Below are 17,557 nucleotides of genomic sequence, written 5' to 3'. Positions count from 1 at the left end.
CCAGATACTGGCGCGGCCTCGGTGGGCGTGCCATTCTCACTTCCGTCTGCCGCAGATTAGAGCCTGCGGTGCCTTGAGCGCTGCCCCCAGAGGCAGCACGGCATAACAACAAAAAATCCCGTCAAAGAGGCTTTACCATGCGCAAACCAGAACTCGCCGCTGTCATCGCCGATAAGGCCGATCTGACCAAGGAAAAGGCCAACGTGGTGCTGAATGCGATTCTCGACAGCATCACGGGTGCCCTGGACAAGGACACCGTAACCCTGGTCGGTTTCGGCACCTTTGAAAAACGTCACCGCGGCGCGCGTACCGGCAAGAACCCACAGACCGGCGAGCCGGTAAAGATCAAGGCCAGCAACACGGTAGCCTTCAAGCCTGGCAAAAACCTGCGCGACAGCGTCAACACGACTGCCAAGCCGGCCAAGAAAGTCAAATGATCCACACCTGACATCCCCCAGTGTCAGCCAAACGGGCGCCCTAGGGTGCCCGTTGTGCTTTGTGTGGGGATATGTTGCGAACTTGCGTAAATCGTTCGAGAAGAGGATAAACTGCGCGACTCAGTCATTTTTTATTCGAGGCGCGTTGATGAAGTTCCGCTTTCTTCTCTGGGCCATGGGGCTGTTGATGGCCAGGGCCAGCCGTAACAACCCGGCGTTCAAGCAGCAGCTCAAGGACAAGGACCTGGTTTTCCAGATGCAGACTCTGGACGGCAAAATCGCCCGACACTTCATCGTCAGTGACGAACGCATCAGCAGCAAAGGTGGCGTACACCCACAGCCGGCCTTCGCCATTGCCTTCAAGGATGCCGCTTACGGGTTCGCCACGCTGCAGGCGGGCAACAAGCAGCTGGCCTTCATGCAGGGGATTCAGGACAAGAACATCCAGATCAAAGGCAATCCGGCGCTGGTGATGTGGTTCCAGGGCTTGATGAAATACCTGAAGCCGAAGAAGAAGCGCTGAGGTCGCATGCCCTGTGTGGGCGGGTTAACCCGCCCACACAGGGCCAATATGCATCAATGCGGGGCGTGGAACTGCGAAGCCAGTTCGCGCAGCAAAGTCTCTGCCTCCAGCACCTTGTTCACCACATCCTCGGCCTTTTCCCGCGTTACCCCCAGCCGCTCCAGCAGCTCATCGGGTACTTCCTCCTGTGGCCCCGAGCCAATGCCGCGCGAACGCAGCAGGCGCGTCGCCAGGCATACCAGGTTGGGGAATGCCGCGTAGTCGCCGTCATAGGACGGGTCGTGCTGGAAGCGCAGCGCAGTCGAGAGCTCTTCGGGCATGTCCCACAGCTTCATCAGCCAGGCGCCGATCTGTTCACGGTTGATACCCAGCAGGTGTTGTTCCACGTAGGTGTGGCACAGGTGCGGGTTGACCTCCAAATGGCGGCAGATCAGCGAGAAGTGGGGCGGGAACACATGCGCCAGCAGCAGGTAGCCAAAGTTGTGCAGCAGCCCGGCCAGGTAGGTCAGGCCAGCTTCGGGGCGTTCTGCCCGCGGCATGGCGCGGGTCAGGCCCTCGATGATGGCTGCGGTGTAGATCGACTGTTGCCAGTACGGTGTGGCTTGCTGCGGGTGGTCTTTGGGCAGGCTCAGGGTCTTGCCCAGGGCTAGCCCAAGGGCCAGGTTGATCACCAGATCGAAGCCCAGCACGCGCACGATGGCGTCTTCCACCGAGCGGATCTTGCCGGGTGAGGCGTAGTAGGGCGATGCCGCCCAACTCACTACCTGGGCAGCCAGTGCCGGGTCGGTCTCGACCACGCCGGTAATGTCATCGATGCTGGCGTTGGGGTCTACGCGCAGCTTGATGATCTTCTGCGCGGTGTCGGCCAAGGGCGGGATTTCGATGGTTTCTTCAAGGCGCTTCTGGATGCGGCGTGCTGTGAAGGCCTGGACGGCCTGGCTGATCTCGTGAGGGTCGTCATGCGGCCGGTCGAGGTTAGGGCTGATGGCCTTGACCTCCTGGCCAAAGCTGCTGGCGCTGGCCTTGGTGAGCATGCGCTTGAAGTTCGCGCGGTCGATCTCCAGCAGCAGGCCGGCTTCACCGGACTGAATCAGCACGGTCTCGCAGTCGAGCAGGCTTTTTTCGTATTGGCACGGCGAGCTGGTCAGCGCCGGAATGCCCGGCAGGCGCTTGAGGTGGTGCTTGTCGAGCATCTGCTTGAGCCGTGGCACCGATACCGCCGTCAGCTTGCGACCGGTCAGCTCGCCCAGCCGATTGAGGTCAAGCAGCTGGCTCTGTGGGAACAACACCATCAGGGCGCCGATTTCGTCGTCGAGCAAGACCGCCTGCACCCGCGAGGCGGCGGGCAATTGCGCATGCTCGACCACTTCGCGGTAGGTGACGCCCACCTTATCGAGCAGCAGCCTGATGACAGAGGGGGCGTGTGGGGTTGCGGTGTCCAGGGCAACTTCAGTCATGGTCCGTATCCACTCGTTCTTTTAAACGCGAAGTATAACCAGTCCCGCCGCAAATCTGGATCCATTCTGGGACTGGCGTCACACTTGGCCATATTGCTGGCCATGGCGCAGCCAGCGGTCAAGCAGCGGGCTGACGTGGTCCGGCCAGCGCGCGATCAGGGCTTGGGCGGCATCACGCACGGCCGGCAGCAGGTCGGCATCGCGCATCAGGTCAGCGACCTTGAACTGTAGCAGACCGGTCTGGCGGGTCCCCAGCATCTCGCCAGGGCCGCGCAGTTCCAGGTCTTTTTCGGCGATGATGAAGCCATCGTTGGTTTCGCGCATGATCCCCAGGCGTTCGCGGCCGATCTGCGACAGCGGCGGGTGATACAGCAACACGCAATGGCTTGCAGCGCTGCCCCGGCCTACCCGGCCGCGTAGCTGGTGGAGCTGGGCCAGGCCCAGGCGCTCGGGGTTCTCGATGATCATCAGGCTGGCATTGGGCACGTCCACGCCCACCTCGATGACCGTGGTCGCGATCAGCAGCTGCAGCTCTGCGGCCTTGAACTGCGCCATGATCTCGGCCTTTTCCGCAGGCTTCATGCGCCCGTGGATAAGGCCGACCCGCAGCTCGCCCAGGGCGCTGCCAAGCTCCTCATAGGTGCTCTCGGCCGCCTGGCAGGTGAGCTCTTCGGATTCTTCGATCAAGGTGCACACCCAGTAGGCCTGGCGCCCTTCGGCACAGGCGGCGCGTACCCGCTCGACCACCTCGAAGCGGCGGCTGTCGGCCACCAGCACGGTGTTAACGGGGGTACGCCCGGGTGGCAACTCGTCGAGGACCGAGGTATCGAGGTCGGCGTAGGCGCTCATCGCCAAGGTCCGCGGGATCGGCGTGGCGGTCATGATCAGCTGGTGCGGGCAAAGCTCGCCGGCCACGCCTTTCTTGCGCAGGGCCAGGCGTTGCTGCACGCCGAATCGGTGCTGTTCATCGATGATCGCCAGGGCCAGGTGCTTGAATTTGACCTCTTCCTGAAACAGCGCATGGGTGCCCACCACCATCGGTGCGCCGTTGGCGATCTGCTCCAGTGAACTGGCGCGGGCCTTGCCTTTGAGCTTGCCAGCCAGCCATGCCACCTCGATGCCCAGCGGTTCGAGCCAGCGCTTGAAGGTGATGTAGTGCTGTTCGGCGAGGATCTCGGTGGGCGCCATCAACGCCACCTGGTAACCGGCCTCCAGCGCTTGCAGCGCCGCCAGTGCAGCGACCACCGTCTTGCCGGCACCGACATCGCCCTGTACCAGGCGCATCATCGGCTCGGCCTGGGCAAGGTCGTAGGCAATTTCGTTGGCCACACGCTGCTGGGCACCGGTCGGCTTGAAACCCAGGTTGGCCAGGTACTGCGCCGGCAACCGGCTGGCCTTGGGTAGCACGGGGGCACGCAGGCTGCGCAGGCTCTCGCGCAGCCGTTGCTGCGACAGCTGATGGGTCAGCAGTTCCTCGAAGGCCAGGCGGTGCTGAGCCCAATGCTGGCCTTCGGCAAGCTCGTCGAGGTCGGCATCGGCCGGCGGGTTGTGCAGATAACGGATGGCGTCGTCCAGCGGTGCCAGCTGGTAGTCCCGGGCCAGCTCATCGGGCAGCCAGTCTGGCAGGCTGCGCGGGCCAAGCATGCCCAGGCTCTGTTGGCAGAGCAGGCGCAGACGTTGCTGGGTAAGGCCTTCGGTGGTCGGGTAGATCGGCGTCAGGGTCTGTTCTACCGGGGGTGGAGGCTCGTCGCCGTTCAGCGCCCGGTACTCCGGGTGATAAATCTCCAGGCCAGAGGCGCCAGGGCGTGCTTCGCCATAGCAGCGCAGGTGCGTGCCGCGTTTCAGGCCTTCTTTCTGCGCGTTGCTGAAGTGATAGAAGCGCAGGCTCAGCACTCCGCTGCCATCACCCAGGCGCACCACCAGGCTGCGGCGCTTGCCCATGGTCACGTCAGCGCCACTGACCACCCCTTCGATGACCGCGTCCTGGCCTGGGCGCAGGGCGCCGATGGGCACCACGCGGGTGCGGTCCTGGTAGCGCAGCGGCAAGTGGAACAATAGGTCCTGCAGGTTCTCCAGGCCGACCTTGGCGAGTTTTTCCGCCATGGCATCGCCCACGCCCTTGAGCACCGTGACCGGGACCTTCGACAGCTCACTCATGACTCAGGCCGGCTGTTCCGCAGAGGGTTTGGCGACCGAGCAGAGGCGGATCGAGTCGGCGAGGATCTCGATTGCCTTGGGCCGCGGGAAGCTGGCACGCCAGGCAATGGCTACGGTACGGAACGGTGCCGGTGCAGTCAGTGGGCGCACTTCGATGACGCCCGGCGCGTAGTGGTGGCTGTGCACAGCCGACAGCGGCAGGATCGAGACGCCAAGGCCCGAGGCAACCATGTGGCGAATGGTTTCCAGCGAGCTCGACTCCACCGTGGTGTGCCGGGCGCCTTCACCGCCCTTGTTCAGGGTCGGGCAGGCTTCCAGGACCTGGTCGCGGAAACAGTGGCCTTCGCCCAGCAGCAGCAGGCTCTTGTCGTTGAGCATGGCGGTATCGATGGTTTTTTTCGCCGTCCACGGGTGATCGGCGGGCATCAAGGCGCAGAATGGCTCATCGTACAGCGGCAGGGTCAGCACGTCGGCTTCGTTGAACGGCAGGGCGATGATCACCGCGTCCAGTTCGCCGTTGCGCAGCTTTTCGCGCAGTACGTGGGTGAAGTTCTCTTCGATGTACAGCGGCATCTGTGGTGCCACGCGGTGCAATTGCGGGATCAGGTGCGGGAAGAGATAAGGGCCGACGGTATAGATGGCACCGACCTTGAGCGGGGCGGTCAGCTGGTTCTTGCCGGCCTGGGCCAGCTCACGGATGCCCTGGGCCTGTTCCAGTACCTTCTGCGCCTGGGCAACGATGCTTTCACCGACCGGGGTCAGGCGAACCGCGCTCTTGCTGCGCTCGAAGATCAGCACGCCAAGCTCGTCCTCGAGCTTCTTCACACCGACCGACAGGGTCGGCTGGCTCACGTGGCAACGTTCGGCCGCGTGGCCGAAATGCTGTTCCTGGGCGAGTGTGACGATGTAGCGTAATTCTGTGAGGGTCATAACGTGCGTCCATGAAGTTGCGAGCCCAGCATAGCGGCTGCAATCGATAGACGCACGTTATCAGACTTGCCGATTTGTGACAGAAACAAAAGTCTCAGCGGCGGTCCAGCGAGTAGACGAACGGCGCCACGACTTCGATCGTGCCGTTGTTCAGCAACTCCGGTGGCGGCTTGGGTACCGTGCCGGCGCGACGGATCATCTCCAGCGTTGCGCGGTCCAGTGCTGCACTCCCCGAACCACCCGCCATGGCGTACGACACTACCTTGCCTTCGGCATCGACCACGAAACGCAGGCGGTTGATGCCCTGCAGGCCGCGACGACGCGCGTCTTCCGGATAGCGCTTGTACTTGGCCAGGTGGCGCAGCAAGTCACTCTGCCAGGTAGGCAGGGCGTTGCTGTTGGACGCGATGCTCGGTGCCGGTGCTGCGGACTTCTGGGGCGGCGTATTGCTTGGCGGTGCATCCACCACCTCCTCGGTCGGAGGTGCTTCCTTCGGCGGCTCAGGCTTTTTCTCAGGCTTGGGCGGCTGTGGCTTGGCCTTCGGCTTGGGCGGCTTGGCGATGGCGATCTTGGGTTTAGGCGCTTCCACCAGCTTGGGCAACGGCAGTTCTTCGACCGGTGCCGGCGGCTGTGGGGCGGCTTTGGGAGGAGGTGGTGGCGCAGGCTCCGGCAACGGTGCCAGCTCGACCATCATCGCTGCCGGCGGCAGCTCGATGGCCTGAGGCACCGACCAGTTGAGCGTGAGCAGCACAGCGACGGCATGGACACCCAGCACAAGTGCCAGGCTGCCGCTGTAACGCGCCAGATTGTGCCGCGTCTTCGTCATTTCTTGGCTGCCGTCTCGAGACCTACCAGACCGACTTTGAGGTAGCCGGCCGCGCGCATGTTGTTCATCACTTCCATCAGGTCACCGTAATCCACGCCCTTGTCGGCCTGGAAGAAGATGGTCGTTTCCTTGTCGCCCTTGGTCTTGGCGTCGAGCATCGCGCCAAGTTGCGCGGGTGCAGGTACCTGATCGTCGCCGACATACAGCTTCTGGTCGGCCTTGACGCTGACGAACACGGGTTTCTCGGGCCTCGGCGCCGGCTTGGCGGTCGAGGCTGGCAGGTCGACCTTGATGTCGACCGTTGCCAAGGGCGCCGCCACCATGAAGATGATCAGCAGTACCAACATGACGTCGATGAACGGCGTAACGTTGATTTCGTGGTTTTCGGCGAGGTCGTCGCCACCTTCGTTGAGATGCAGGCCCATGGCTTACCCCACTTTCACCATGTGCGGGGCGGCGCGCTCGCTGCCTTGGTGGTCCAGGTCACGGCTGACCAGCAGCAGCACCTGAGCAGAAGCGTCGGACACCTGAGCCTTGTAGCCGGCAATGGAGCGGGCGAAGACGTTGTAGATGACCACGGCCGGGATTGCCGCAACCAGGCCCAGGGCTGTTGCCAGCAGGGCTTCGGCGATGCCGGGGGCAACGACTGCCAGGTTGGTGGTCTGGGTCTTGGCGATGCCGATGAAGCTGTTCATGATGCCCCATACGGTGCCGAACAGACCGACGAAGGGTGCGGTGGAACCGATGGTCGCCAGTACGCCGGTGCCGCTGCTCATGTTGCGGCCGCTGGCGGCGACCAGGCGCTCCAGGCGAAAGGCAACGCGTTCCTTGATGCCTTCTTTTTCACGCGTGTTGGCCGACAGGCGCATTTCTTCGAGGGCATCGTGGACGAGGGTGTGGGCCAGGGTGCCTTCCTTGTTGGAGACCTCGCTGGCCTCCTTGAGGCTGGCGGACTTCTTCAGCTGTGCGATTTCGCCGCGCAGACGACGCTTGGCGCCCATCAGCTCGAAGCCTTTGGCGATCCAGATGGTCCAAGTGATGATCGAGGCGATGGCCAGGCCGATCATGACGATCTTCACCACGATGTCGGCGTTCTTGTACATGCCCCATGGCGACAGGTCGTGGGCCATGCCCAGGGTAGTATCCTCGACCAGTGCTTCGACGCCCGGGTCTACGGCGACCGGTGCATCGACCGGGGCTGCGGCAGGCGCGTCGGCAGCGGGCGCCGAGCCATCAGCGGCCGGGGCCGGGGCGGCGGCGGGAGTAGCGGGGGCGGCAGCGGCAGCAGGTGTGCTGGCGTTGGCGGTTGGCTCATCGGCCATGGCCACTGGGGCCAGCACCAGGCTGAACATCAGCGCGGCGATGGCACGCCAGGCGCGCGACGGGGTTGGCGAAGCGGAGGGTTGAGTACGTGTCATGCTAGCCGGACCTGATGAAGAAAAAGAGTGAACGTTCTCCAAGGCCTCGAGAGCGGCCGAGAACAGATAGGGGCGCCATTATTGCAAGTAATTCTTGTTAACAAAAGTAATCTCGTTGCTTTTTTCGCCTATCGTCTAGCCGCCCATCGTGTAGCGTGGCTGGTTTGATCCACTGGTCTAGGGAGTTTTGAGATGTTGGACCTGTCCGTAATGGTCGTAGGTTGTGGTGATGTAGGTGGCCGGCTTGCCCGGCAATTGCTTGCCCGTGGCTGGCAGGTGAGCGGCTTGCGCCGCTCGATCGCGCAACTGCCCGAGGGCGTTGTGCCGGTGGCTGCCGACCTGTCCGATGCGGCCATCCCCGCAGCGTGGCCGCAGCGTGCGCCGGATTATCTGGTGTATTGCGTGGCGGCCAGCCAGCACGATGAGGCGGGGTATCAGGCCGCCTATGTCGACGGCCTGCGCCATGTGCTGGCATGGCTAGCAGCGCGTGGGCAGCACCCGCGACGGCTGTTGTTCGTGTCCAGCAGCAGCGTGTTTGCGCAACAAGAGGGTGAGTGGATCGATGAGACGGCGGCCACTGAGCCTGAAGGGTACTCCGGGCGCGTAATGCTTGAAGCCGAGCGCCTGGCGCTGGCCAGTGGTATCCCGGCAAGCGTGGTGCGTTTGACCGGTATCTACGGGCCGGGCCGTGAGTGGCTGTTGAGCCAGGTACGCCAGGGGTATCGTGTGGCCGAGCAGCCGCCGCTGTATGGCAACCGCATCCATGCCGAGGATGCAGCCAGCCTGCTGGCCTTCCTGCTGCAGGCGGATGCCGACGGCGTGGCGCTGGACGATTGCTATATAGGTGTCGATGACGACCCGGCGCCGCTGGCCGATGTGGTGGCCTGGTTGCGCGGGTACATGGGGGTTACCGAGTGGTCGGATGAGCAGCGTGTGCGCCGTACCGGCAGCAAGCGCTGCAGCAATGCCCGCGTGCGGGCATTGGGCTGGGTGCCGGCATATCCGAGCTACAAGGAAGGGTATGCGGCCATTCTGCAAGGGAAAGGCTGACGGCCTGGGGCCGCTTCGCGGCCCTTTCCGACCGGTCCGCGGCCGGCAGGGCCGCGAATGGCTTCAGTTCTTCTCAAGCACCCACTGACGAGAACCGGCTGCCAATGCAGGCATCTCGTCCGGCTGTGCACGGTTCACCGCCTGGAAAATCTCCAGCTTGTCGCCATCACGCTTGAGAATGAACGGCGCACCACGTTGCTTGCGCTCCAGCCACAGGCTGTCGTTGCTGCCACCCATGGTCGCGCAATCGCCCGCCAGGCACAGGGCGAAACGGTCCGGGCCGGGCAGGCCGGTCACGCCGCCGTTATCGGCGAAACGCACCACGCTACCTTGGCCCTGGCCTTCGACGATCTTCCAGTCGCCGCCCAGGTAAGCCTGATAAAGCGCCTTCTCGAAGCTGCCACCCAGGGGCGCATTGCCCGGCTGCTTGGCGCGCACGAAGGTCTGCTTGGCACCGGATTGGTCAGTGGTTTTCAGCTCGTCACCATCCAGCTCAAGCTGCTCGGTCTGCCCGCCCTGGAAGCTGGCCTGCCACTGCTTTTCAGTGGCGCTCAGCTGGCCATCGGCGGCCTCAAAACCATTGCTGAAGCTGGCCTGCTGGTCGGCAATATCGAGTTTCCACTCGAACACCGGGCCATGCTCATTCAGGGCCTGACGCAGGCTGCCACCCTTGACGGCGGCTTTGATGGCATCCTGGTTGATCCAGGTGCCGTTGAAGTCTTCGGGTTTATGACTGGCGCAACCGCTCAAAAGCAGGGCTGCCAGCGCGAGGGGCAGTGCTTGACGCATGGTGGGTAACCTTGGGGAGAGAGCGTGACGGGCAGAGCGCCCGTCACCGGGGGCATCACTCGATGACCAGGATCGCGTCCATCTCGACCTGCGAGCCTTTCGGCAGCGCGGCAACGCCAATCGCGGCGCGGGCTGGGTAAGGCTGTTCGAAGTAGCGGCCCATCACCTCGTTGACCTTGGCGAAGTGGCTCAGGTCGGTGAGGAAGATGTTCAGCTTGACGATGTCCTTGAACGAACCGCCAGCGGCTTCAGCCACGGCCTTGAGGTTCTCGAAGACCTGGACGGTCTGGGCTTCGAAGCCTTCGACCAGTTCCATGGTTTTTGGGTCCAGCGGGATCTGGCCCGACATGTAGACGGTGTTGCCGGCCTTGATCGCTTGCGAGTAGGTACCGATAGCGGCGGGGGCTTTGTCGCTGGTAATGACGGACTTGCTCATGATGACTCCTTGCGGTTGGCGGACTACGTACGCATGCGGGTGATGCGGACCACACCGGTCAAGGTACGCAGCTTCTTGATCACACGCGCCAGGTGCACGCGGTCGTGCACGCTGACCACCAGTTGGACCACGCTGATACGGCCGTCGCGTTCGTCCATGCTGATCTTCTCGATATTGCCGTCGGCGGCATTGACGCTGCTGGCCAGCAGGGCGATCAGGCCGCGTTGGTGCTCCAGCTCGACGCGCAGCTCGACGTTGAATTCGCCCGCGATGTCCTTGGCCCAGGAAAGCTGCACGCACTTCTCCGGGTTGTGGCGAATTTCACTGATGTTGCGGCAGTTCTCCAGGTGCACGACCATGCCTTTGCCCGCCGACAGGTGGCCGACAATCGGGTCACCAGGGATCGGCGTGCAGCACTTGGCGTAGCTGAGTACCAGGCCTTCGGTGCCGCGAATCGCCAGCGGGCCTTCCGGCGCCGGCAGTTGCTCGCCTTCGGCCGACAGCAGGCGGCGGGCGACTACATAGGCCATGCGGTTGCCCAGGCCGATGTCTTCGAGCAGGTCTTCGATCAGCTCCAGGCGGTATTCGGCGAGAATCGCCTGAATGCGCTCCTGCGGGATTTTTTCGAGGCTGCTGTCGAAACCGGTCAGTACCTTGTTCAGCAAGCGCTCGCCGAGGCTGATGGACTCGGAGCGGCGCTGTTGTTTGAGCGCGTGGCGGATGTGCGTGCGCGCCTTGCCGGTGACCACGAAGTTGAGCCAGGCCGGGTTCGGCCGGGCGCCCGGCGCGCTGACGATTTCTACCGTCGAGCCGCTCTGCAGGGGCTCCGACAGTGGCGCCAGGCGGCGGTTGATGCGGCATGCGATGCAACTGTTGCCAACGTCGGTGTGTACCGCGTAGGCAAAGTCGACGGCCGTGGAGCCTTTGGGCAGCTCCATGATGCGGCCTTTTGGCGTGAACACGTAGACCTCGTCCGGGAACAGGTCGATCTTCACGCTCTCGATGAATTCCAGCGAGTTGCCCGCACGCTGCTGCAGCTCGAGGATACCCTTGACCCACTGACGGGCACGGGCGTGGCTGCCTTTGGGCTGTTCGTCGTCGTTGGACTTGTACAGCCAGTGCGCGGCGATGCCGTTGTTGGCCATCTCTTCCATCTCGCGGGTGCGGATCTGGATTTCGATGGGCACGCCATGCATGCCGAACAGCGTGGTGTGCAACGACTGATAGCCGTTCGCCTTGGGGATCGCGATGTAGTCCTTGAAGCGACCGGGCAGCGGTTTGTACAGGTTGTGCACGGCGCCGAGCACGCGGTAGCAGGTGTCGACCTTGTCGACGATGATGCGGAAGGCGTACACGTCCATGATCTCGTTGAAGGCGCGGCGCTTGCCGCGCATCTTCTTGTAGATGCCATAAAGGTGTTTTTGCCGGCCGCTGACCTCGCCCTCGATACCGTCGGCGGCCAGGCAGTTGGCCAGCGACTGTTCGATCTTGGCGACGATCTCTTTGCGGTTGCCGCGGGCGCTCTTGACCGCCCGGTGGATCAGCGACGAGCGCATCGGGTGCATGGCCTTGAAGCCGAGGTCTTCGAATTCGACGCGCACGGTGTGCATGCCCAGCCGGTTGGCGATGGGCGCGTAGATTTCGAGGGTTTCCTTGGCGATGCGTCGGCGTTTTTCGCCAGACAGCACTTCCAGCGTGCGCATGTTGTGCAGGCGGTCGGCCAGCTTGACCAGGATCACGCGGATATCGCGGGCCATGGCCATGGCCATCTTCTGGAAGTTCTCGGCCTGCGCCTCGGCCTTGGTCTCGAAGTTCATCTGGGTCAGCTTGCTGACCCCATCGACCAGCTCGGCGACCGTCTCGCCAAACTGCTGGCTGAGGGCTTCCTTGGCGATGCCGGTGTCTTCGATCACATCGTGCAGCATGGCCGCCATCAGGCTCTGATGGTCCATGTGCATGTCGGCGAGGATGCTGGCCACGGCCAGCGGGTGGGTCACGTAGGGCTCGCCGCTGCGGCGGCGCTGCCCATCGTGGGCCTGTTCGGCGTAGAAATAGGCGCGACGAACCAGGTTGACCTGTTCGGGGCCCAGGTAGGTCGACAGCCGTTCGGCTAAGGCTTCTATACCCGGCATGGGTTCACCTCTTGCAGAGGAAGAGGGCCTTGTGCCGCGCGACGTCGACCTGGCATCAATCAGACAGCCTCGTTGGACTCGTCCTCGAACGCGGCGAAGACCGGATCCTCGGTGACGATCTCTTCAGCGGCGATGAACTCGTTGGTGACGATGCCTTCGGCGATTTCACGCAGGGCAACAACGGTCGGCTTGTCGTTTTCCCACGCTACGCGTGGCTCTTTGCCGCCGGTCGCCAGCTGACGGGCGCGCTTGGTCGAGAGCATGACCAGCTCAAAACGGTTATCCACGTGTTCCAGGCAGTCTTCAACAGTTACGCGGGCCATGGTCTTCCTCAGTAGCAAATGCGGTAGGCGTGCAGCCCAATTTGGGCAGGCGGACTCAATAGTTTAAAAAATCACCAGCCAATAGGGAAGCGATGTTTTGCCGGGTGCGGATCATAGCGCTCCCTGTGGTAACGGCTTTGCCCGCCAAAGGGCCGCAACAGACACCCTGATCTTGTATCTCACAACATCGCGCCGCGCAACCGTGGGGTCAGTTCTTCGAACAGCGTCTGCACCGAGCGCAATGCCCGGCAATCGGGCCGGGTCAGCAGCCACAGCTGGGTGTCGCAACCGGCCAGCGGCCCGCTCAGCGCATCGACGCCTGGCAAGGCGTGCACCATGTAATCGGGTAACGCCGCCACGCCCAACCCGGTGCTGACCAGCTGCGCGATGGTCGACATGCCGCTGCACTGGTAACGCGGGCTCAGCCCGGGGTATTGCTGGTTGCGCCAGACCACGGTGGGGTGGTCCTGCATCGAATCGTCCGGTGCGATCCACGGCACGCTGTTGGCCGCCTCGTTCAGGCGCTCGCGCCACTGCGGCTGGCCGCAGATCACATAGGAAGTCGAACCCAGGCAGCGGCCGACCAGGTGCTCCGGTGGCGTGTTGGTCAGGCGCAGGGCAATGTCGGCATCGCGCCGGCTGAGGTTGGCGAAGGTATTGGAAGTGCCCATTTCCAGCGACAAGGCCGGGTAGTTGGGCATGAATTCGGCCAATGCCGGCAACAGCAGGCTGTGCATCACTGCCTCGGTGCACGTCAGACGAACGGTACCGCTGACTACCTGCTCGCCACTGGTCATGGCGATGCGTGCGGCCTCCAGCGCCTGCTCGGCGCGCTCGGCCTGCTCCGCCAAGGCCTGCGCCGTGTCGGTCGGCAGGTAGCCTTTACGGCTCTTGACGAACAGTGCCGTGCCCAGTGCCGACTCCAGCCGGCGGATCGAACGGAACACCGTCGAAACATCGACTTTGAGCAGTTCGGCAGCCTTTGCCAGGGAGCGGCCACGTTCCAGGGCCAGGACCAGGGAGAGGTCGGCATGGGTAATCTGATATTGCATTGGTGCACGCTCTGCTTGCCGAAATGCCAATGTCTGTTGCGTTGAGGCCATTTTATAGTGGAACCGCCCCTGGGAATCAATGCGCCCGGTCGGGCAACCAATCCCCACGATGGGAAAGTGAAAAAAACAACAGCTGCAACCATCGTCGCCCGTGAGGCGCCAGCCGTATCCCCACATCGCCGCAGCAAATCAAAGGATGTACACCATGACGTCGGTCACTCCGTGCGCCAGTTCTTCCAGCGAGATGAAAGACTTCCTCCAGGCCCATCCAGACACTCAGTACGTCGATCTGCTGATCTCCGACATGAACGGCGTGGTACGTGGCAAGCGCATCGAGCGGGCCAGCCTGCACAAGGTGTACGAGAAAGGCATCAACCTGCCGGCGTCCCTGTTTGCCCTCGACATCAACGGCTCGACCGTTGAAAGCACGGGCCTGGGCCTGGATATCGGCGATGCCGACCGCATCTGTTACCCCATCCCCGGCTCGCTGTGCAACGAGCCGTGGCAGAAACGCCCCACCGCGCAGTTGCTGATGACCATGCACGAAATCGAAGGCCAGCCGTTCTTCGCCGACCCGCGCGAAGTGCTGCGCCAGGTGGTGAGCAAGTTCGATGACCTGGGCCTGGATATCTGTGCCGCATTCGAACTCGAGTTCTACCTGATCGACCAGGACAACCTCAACGGCCGCCCACAGCCGCCGCGCTCGCCGATTTCCGGCAAGCGCCCGCAGTCGACCCAGGTGTACCTGATCGACGACCTCGACGAATATGCCGACTGCCTGCAAGACATGCTCGAAGCGGCCAAGGAGCAGGACCTGCCTGCCGACGCCATCGTCAAGGAAAGCGCCCCGGCGCAGTTCGAGGTCAACCTGCACCACGTTGCCGACCCGCTGAAGGCCTGCGACTACGCGATCCTGCTCAAGCGCCTGATCAAGAACGTTGCCTACGACCATGAAATGGACACCACCTTCATGGCCAAGCCCTACCCAGGGCAGGCGGGCAACGGCCTGCACGTGCATATCTCGCTGCTGGACAAGAAAACCGGCAAGAACATCTTCGCCAACACCGACCCGCTGCAAAGCGACGAGCTGCGCCACGCCATCGGTGGCGTGCTGGAGACGATGCCGGCGTCGATGGCCTTCCTCTGCCCGAACGTCAACTCCTACCGCCGCTTCGGCGCGCAGTTCTACGTCCCCAATGCGCCAAGCTGGGGCCTGGACAACCGCACCGTGGCGGTTCGTGTGCCGACCGACAGCAGCGAAAACGTGCGCATCGAGCACCGCGTGGCCGGTGCCGACGCCAACCCGTACCTGATGCTCGCGGCCATTCTCGCCGGCATTCACCACGGCCTGACCAACAAGGTCGAGCCGGGCGAGCCGATCGAGGGCAATTCGTACGAGCAGCTGGAGCAGACGCTGCCGAACAACCTGCGCGATGCCCTGCGTGCGCTGGATGACAGCGAAGTGCTCAACCAATACATCAGCCCGGACTACATCGATATCTTCGTCGCCTGCAAGGAAAGCGAGCTGGCAGAGTTTGAAGTGTCGATCTCCGACCTCGAGTACAACTGGTACCTGCACACGGTGTAAGCCCATGAGCGCAAATGCGGTCCCTTTGATCGGTATCAGCGCCTGCCGCCAGCAGGTGGGGAAGAACTCGTCGCACACGGTGGGCGACAAGTATGTCGAGGCGGCCGGCTTTGCCGGGCTGCCGGTGATTCTGCCGGCTCGCGACGGGGGCAGTGATACCCCTGGGTTGCTGGCCCGGCTCGACGGCATTCTTTTTACCGGCTCGCCTTCAAATATCGAGCCGCATCATTACAATGGCGCCCCCAGCGCGGAGGGTACCCGGCATGATCGCGCGCGCGATCGCCTGACCTTGCCGCTGCTGCAGGCAGCGATTGCCGCCGGTGTGCCGGTGTTTTGCATCTGCCGTGGTTTCCAGGAATTGAACGTGGCCCTTGGCGGCACCCTGCACCAGCGTGTGCAAGCGCTGCCTGGCTACCTCGACCACCGCGAACCTGAGGACGCACCCCTGGAGGTGCAATACGGCCCTCGTCACCCTGTCGGCATCGAGCCTGGCGGGTTGTTCGAGCGCCTGGGCCTGGCTGCGCAATTCGAGGTCAACTCGTTGCACAGCCAGGGCATCGATCGCCTGGCCCCCGGGCTGCGCGTCGAGGCACGGGCCCCGGATGGCCTGATCGAAGCGGTGTCGATGCCGGATGCGCCGGGCTTCGTGCTTGGTGTGCAGTGGCACCCTGAATGGCGTTTCGCCGAAAACCCGGTCTCCCTGCGCCTTTTCCAGGCGTTTCGCGAGGCCTGTATTGCCCATGCTGCACGGGAGGGTGTGCGCCACAAGGCATGCTGACGTCAGCCGAAAGTCTCGGATGACTCACCCCCGCTGCAAGCTTTCAATGAGTGAAAGCGGGCCTTGCGCGCAAGGCCTGTGAAAACAATTCCAAAATTTACGGCAAATACTCATGAGCGATTACACAGAAGCCGGCCGCCCACCCGATGTGGCGGCCGACGCGGGCAACACCCAGCGCAGCAAGGGCTTGGCCAAAGGTCGCCTGGGCTTGCTGGCCAGCGTGGTGCTGGGCATTTCCACCATCGCCCCGGTCTATACCCTGACCGGCGCGCTTGGCCCTACCGTGCGAGAGGTGGGTGCCCACCTGCCAGCGGTATTCATCGTCGGCTTCCTGCCGATGCTGCTGGTCGCCCTCGGCTATCGCGAGTTGAACTCGGCAGAGCCGGACAGCGGCACTTCGTTCACCTGGTCGGCGCGTGCCTTCGGCCCGATGATCGGCTGGATCGGTGGCTGGGGGCTGGTGGTCGCCACCACCATCGTGCTGTCGAACCTGGCGGGCGTGGCGGTCGATTTCTTCTATCTGTTCCTCGGTCAGATCACGGGCAACCATGGCCTGGCTGCCTTGGCAGACAACCTGCTGATCAATATCGCCACTTGCTGCGTGTTCATTGCCCTGGCGGTGTGGATCTGTTGTCGCGGCATAGCCACCACCATGACGGTGCAGTATGGCCTGGTGGCCCTGCAGTTACTGGTGCTGATCGGGTTTGCCTTCGCTGCCTTCGGGGGCACCACCGCGCCGCCACCGCTGGCGTTCGATTTCGCCTGGTTCAATCCGTTCGGCGTCGAGTCGTTCTCGGCGTTTGCCGCAGGGCTGTCGTTGTCGATCTTCATCTTCTGGGGCTGGGACACGTGCCTGACCGTCAGCGAAGAGTCGGTAGGCAGCGAAGAGGTGCCGGGCAAGGCCGCCACCTGGACGGTGATGTTGATCCTCGGCCTGTACCTGTTCACCGCCATCGCCACACTGCAGTTTGCCGGTATCAGCGAAACGGGCCTGGGCCTGAACAACCCGCGCATCCAGGAGAACGTCTTTGCTCACCTGGCCGGCCCGGTCATGGGGCCGCTGGCGATCCTGATGTCCATCGCCGTGCTGGCCAGCACCGCAGCGTCGCTGCAGTCGACCTTCGTGGCGCCGGCGCGCACCCTGTTGGCCATGGGTTACTACGGTGCGGTACCGCAGAAGTTCGCCAGTGTCTGCCCGCGCTCGCAAACGCCGCGCTACGCCACCATCTGCGCAGGCCTTGCCGCTGGCCTGTTCTACGTGACCATGCGTACCCTGAGCGAGAACGTGCTGGCGGATACCATCACTGCCCTGGGCATGATGATCTGCTTCTACTATTCGCTGACCGCGTTTGCCTGCGTCTGGTATTTCCGCGGCAGCCTGTTCGACAGCCTGCGCCATTTCATCATGCGCGGCCTGTGCCCGCTGGTAGGTGGGGTGATCTTGTCGGTGATCTTCGCGCGTACCGCCATCGACAGCGCCTCGCCAGACTTCGGCAGCGGCTCGCATGTGGGCGGGTTGGGGCTGGTGTTCGTGATTGCCGCGATCATTTCGGTGCTCGGCATCGGGCTGATGATGCTGTCGCGCCTGCGGGCGCCGGCGTACTTCCTGGGGGCCACCTTGCGTCAGCAGGCGACGCTGCCACTGCAGGACTAAGCAAATG

General features: G+C 63.4%; 17 protein-coding genes. 6 read left to right on the top strand and 11 right to left on the bottom strand.

Annotated elements, in window-relative coordinates; genetic code table 11:
- Nucleotides 1–137: 137 nt before the first annotated feature.
- Both LJX93_RS26620 and LJX93_RS26615 read left to right on the top strand, forming a co-directional pair.
- On the top strand, nucleotides 138–437 hold the full coding sequence (locus tag LJX93_RS26620) for an HU family DNA-binding protein (protein WP_033702342.1): 300 nt from the start codon (nucleotides 138–140) through the stop codon (nucleotides 435–437).
- 148 nt (nucleotides 438–585) lie between these two features.
- Nucleotides 586–960 carry a helicase gene (locus tag LJX93_RS26615; RefSeq protein ID WP_033702341.1) on the top strand — a complete coding sequence of 125 codons (375 nt, stop codon included), beginning with the start codon at nucleotides 586–588 and terminating at the stop codon, nucleotides 958–960.
- A 53-nt stretch (nucleotides 961–1,013) separates the two neighbouring features.
- Here the strand turns inward: LJX93_RS26615 and LJX93_RS26610 are convergent, their stop codons facing one another.
- The 6 genes from LJX93_RS26610 to exbB all read right to left on the bottom strand — a co-directional run bounded on the left by LJX93_RS26610 (nucleotide 1,014) and on the right by exbB (nucleotide 7,748).
- The gene (locus tag LJX93_RS26610; RefSeq protein WP_033702339.1) at nucleotides 1,014–2,417 is read right to left on the bottom strand and encodes an aminoacyl-tRNA deacylase and HDOD domain-containing protein; all 1,404 of its coding nucleotides are present in this window, start codon (nucleotides 2,415–2,417) and stop codon (nucleotides 1,014–1,016) included.
- A 78-nt stretch (nucleotides 2,418–2,495) separates the two neighbouring features.
- Nucleotides 2,496–4,574: an ATP-dependent DNA helicase RecG gene (recG, locus tag LJX93_RS26605; RefSeq protein ID WP_033702337.1), complete on the bottom strand. Its 2,079-nt coding sequence runs from the start codon at nucleotides 4,572–4,574 to the stop codon at nucleotides 2,496–2,498.
- 3 nt (nucleotides 4,575–4,577) lie between these two features.
- Nucleotides 4,578–5,504: a hydrogen peroxide-inducible genes activator gene (locus LJX93_RS26600; protein ID WP_033702334.1), complete on the bottom strand. Its 927-nt coding sequence runs from the start codon at nucleotides 5,502–5,504 to the stop codon at nucleotides 4,578–4,580.
- A 94-nt stretch (nucleotides 5,505–5,598) separates the two neighbouring features.
- Nucleotides 5,599–6,330 carry an energy transducer TonB gene (locus LJX93_RS26595; protein WP_033702333.1) on the bottom strand — a complete coding sequence of 244 codons (732 nt, stop codon included), beginning with the start codon at nucleotides 6,328–6,330 and terminating at the stop codon, nucleotides 5,599–5,601.
- Complete coding sequence (gene exbD / locus LJX93_RS26590; RefSeq protein ID WP_033702331.1) at nucleotides 6,327–6,755, bottom strand: TonB system transport protein ExbD; 429 nt, start codon at nucleotides 6,753–6,755, stop codon at nucleotides 6,327–6,329. Before exbD ends, LJX93_RS26595 begins: the two co-directional genes overlap by 4 nt.
- A gap of 3 nt (nucleotides 6,756–6,758) precedes the next feature.
- Nucleotides 6,759–7,748 carry a tonB-system energizer ExbB gene (gene exbB / locus LJX93_RS26585; RefSeq protein WP_227696598.1) on the bottom strand — a complete coding sequence of 330 codons (990 nt, stop codon included), beginning with the start codon at nucleotides 7,746–7,748 and terminating at the stop codon, nucleotides 6,759–6,761.
- 192 nt (nucleotides 7,749–7,940) lie between these two features.
- Here exbB and LJX93_RS26580 point away from each other — a divergent pair, with 192 nt between their 5' ends.
- Nucleotides 7,941–8,798 carry an SDR family oxidoreductase gene (locus LJX93_RS26580; RefSeq protein WP_033702325.1) on the top strand — a complete coding sequence of 286 codons (858 nt, stop codon included), beginning with the start codon at nucleotides 7,941–7,943 and terminating at the stop codon, nucleotides 8,796–8,798.
- A gap of 63 nt (nucleotides 8,799–8,861) precedes the next feature.
- Here the strand turns inward: LJX93_RS26580 and LJX93_RS26575 are convergent, their stop codons facing one another.
- From LJX93_RS26575 to LJX93_RS26555, 5 genes are all read right to left on the bottom strand, one after another.
- Nucleotides 8,862–9,587, bottom strand: coding sequence for a hypothetical protein (locus LJX93_RS26575; RefSeq protein WP_033702323.1), 726 nt, complete (start codon nucleotides 9,585–9,587; stop codon nucleotides 8,862–8,864).
- 55 nt (nucleotides 9,588–9,642) lie between these two features.
- Complete coding sequence (locus LJX93_RS26570) at nucleotides 9,643–10,023, bottom strand: RidA family protein (RefSeq protein WP_033702322.1); 381 nt, start codon at nucleotides 10,021–10,023, stop codon at nucleotides 9,643–9,645.
- Nucleotides 10,024–10,046: 23 nt separating this feature from the next.
- The gene (spoT, locus tag LJX93_RS26565; RefSeq protein ID WP_033702320.1) at nucleotides 10,047–12,155 is read right to left on the bottom strand and encodes a bifunctional GTP diphosphokinase/guanosine-3',5'-bis pyrophosphate 3'-pyrophosphohydrolase; all 2,109 of its coding nucleotides are present in this window, start codon (nucleotides 12,153–12,155) and stop codon (nucleotides 10,047–10,049) included.
- A 59-nt stretch (nucleotides 12,156–12,214) separates the two neighbouring features.
- Nucleotides 12,215–12,478: a DNA-directed RNA polymerase subunit omega gene (gene rpoZ / locus LJX93_RS26560; RefSeq protein ID WP_012312123.1), complete on the bottom strand. Its 264-nt coding sequence runs from the start codon at nucleotides 12,476–12,478 to the stop codon at nucleotides 12,215–12,217.
- 179 nt (nucleotides 12,479–12,657) lie between these two features.
- Nucleotides 12,658–13,530: a LysR family transcriptional regulator gene (locus LJX93_RS26555; RefSeq protein WP_033702318.1), complete on the bottom strand. Its 873-nt coding sequence runs from the start codon at nucleotides 13,528–13,530 to the stop codon at nucleotides 12,658–12,660.
- A gap of 244 nt (nucleotides 13,531–13,774) precedes the next feature.
- Between LJX93_RS26555 and LJX93_RS26550 the strand changes: the two genes are divergently transcribed.
- From LJX93_RS26550 to LJX93_RS26540, 3 genes are all read left to right on the top strand, one after another.
- Nucleotides 13,775–15,118 (top strand): glutamine synthetase family protein, encoded by a 1,344-nt coding sequence (locus LJX93_RS26550; RefSeq protein WP_371856399.1) that lies wholly within the window; start codon nucleotides 13,775–13,777, stop codon nucleotides 15,116–15,118.
- A 4-nt stretch (nucleotides 15,119–15,122) separates the two neighbouring features.
- Nucleotides 15,123–15,896, top strand: coding sequence for a gamma-glutamyl-gamma-aminobutyrate hydrolase family protein (locus LJX93_RS26545; RefSeq protein ID WP_033702315.1), 774 nt, complete (start codon nucleotides 15,123–15,125; stop codon nucleotides 15,894–15,896).
- A 112-nt stretch (nucleotides 15,897–16,008) separates the two neighbouring features.
- Nucleotides 16,009–17,550 carry an APC family permease gene (locus LJX93_RS26540; protein WP_033702314.1) on the top strand — a complete coding sequence of 514 codons (1,542 nt, stop codon included), beginning with the start codon at nucleotides 16,009–16,011 and terminating at the stop codon, nucleotides 17,548–17,550.
- The last annotated feature ends 7 nt before the right edge of the window (nucleotides 17,551–17,557 follow it).

The sequence above is a fragment of the Pseudomonas sp. HN2-3 genome (assembly GCF_020691745.1).
GTDB lineage: Bacteria > Pseudomonadota > Gammaproteobacteria > Pseudomonadales > Pseudomonadaceae > Aquipseudomonas > Aquipseudomonas capeferrum.
Note: the sequence above shows the minus strand (reverse complement) of the source record. Positions and strands in the feature narration are given on the sequence as shown.

Bases quoted from the DNA above. Each gene is read 5' to 3' on its own strand.
- LJX93_RS26620 (WP_033702342.1), top strand. From the start codon at position 138: ATGCGCAAACCAGAACTCGCCGCTGTCATCGCCGATAAGGCCGATCTG.
- LJX93_RS26615 (WP_033702341.1), top strand. From the start codon at position 586: ATGAAGTTCCGCTTTCTTCTCTGGGCCATGGGGCTGTTGATGGCCAGG.
- LJX93_RS26610 (WP_033702339.1), bottom strand. From the start codon at position 2,417: ATGACTGAAGTTGCCCTGGACACCGCAACCCCACACGCCCCCTCTGTC.
- recG (WP_033702337.1), bottom strand. From the start codon at position 4,574: ATGAGTGAGCTGTCGAAGGTCCCGGTCACGGTGCTCAAGGGCGTGGGC.
- LJX93_RS26600 (WP_033702334.1), bottom strand. From the start codon at position 5,504: ATGACCCTCACAGAATTACGCTACATCGTCACACTCGCCCAGGAACAG.
- LJX93_RS26595 (WP_033702333.1), bottom strand. From the start codon at position 6,330: ATGACGAAGACGCGGCACAATCTGGCGCGTTACAGCGGCAGCCTGGCA.
- exbD (WP_033702331.1), bottom strand. From the start codon at position 6,755: ATGGGCCTGCATCTCAACGAAGGTGGCGACGACCTCGCCGAAAACCAC.
- exbB (WP_227696598.1), bottom strand. From the start codon at position 7,748: ATGACACGTACTCAACCCTCCGCTTCGCCAACCCCGTCGCGCGCCTGG.
- LJX93_RS26580 (WP_033702325.1), top strand. From the start codon at position 7,941: ATGTTGGACCTGTCCGTAATGGTCGTAGGTTGTGGTGATGTAGGTGGC.
- LJX93_RS26575 (WP_033702323.1), bottom strand. From the start codon at position 9,587: ATGCGTCAAGCACTGCCCCTCGCGCTGGCAGCCCTGCTTTTGAGCGGT.
- LJX93_RS26570 (WP_033702322.1), bottom strand. From the start codon at position 10,023: ATGAGCAAGTCCGTCATTACCAGCGACAAAGCCCCCGCCGCTATCGGT.
- spoT (WP_033702320.1), bottom strand. From the start codon at position 12,155: ATGCCGGGTATAGAAGCCTTAGCCGAACGGCTGTCGACCTACCTGGGC.
- rpoZ (WP_012312123.1), bottom strand. From the start codon at position 12,478: ATGGCCCGCGTAACTGTTGAAGACTGCCTGGAACACGTGGATAACCGT.
- LJX93_RS26555 (WP_033702318.1), bottom strand. From the start codon at position 13,530: ATGCAATATCAGATTACCCATGCCGACCTCTCCCTGGTCCTGGCCCTG.
- LJX93_RS26550 (WP_371856399.1), top strand. From the start codon at position 13,775: ATGAAAGACTTCCTCCAGGCCCATCCAGACACTCAGTACGTCGATCTG.
- LJX93_RS26545 (WP_033702315.1), top strand. From the start codon at position 15,123: ATGAGCGCAAATGCGGTCCCTTTGATCGGTATCAGCGCCTGCCGCCAG.
- LJX93_RS26540 (WP_033702314.1), top strand. From the start codon at position 16,009: ATGAGCGATTACACAGAAGCCGGCCGCCCACCCGATGTGGCGGCCGAC.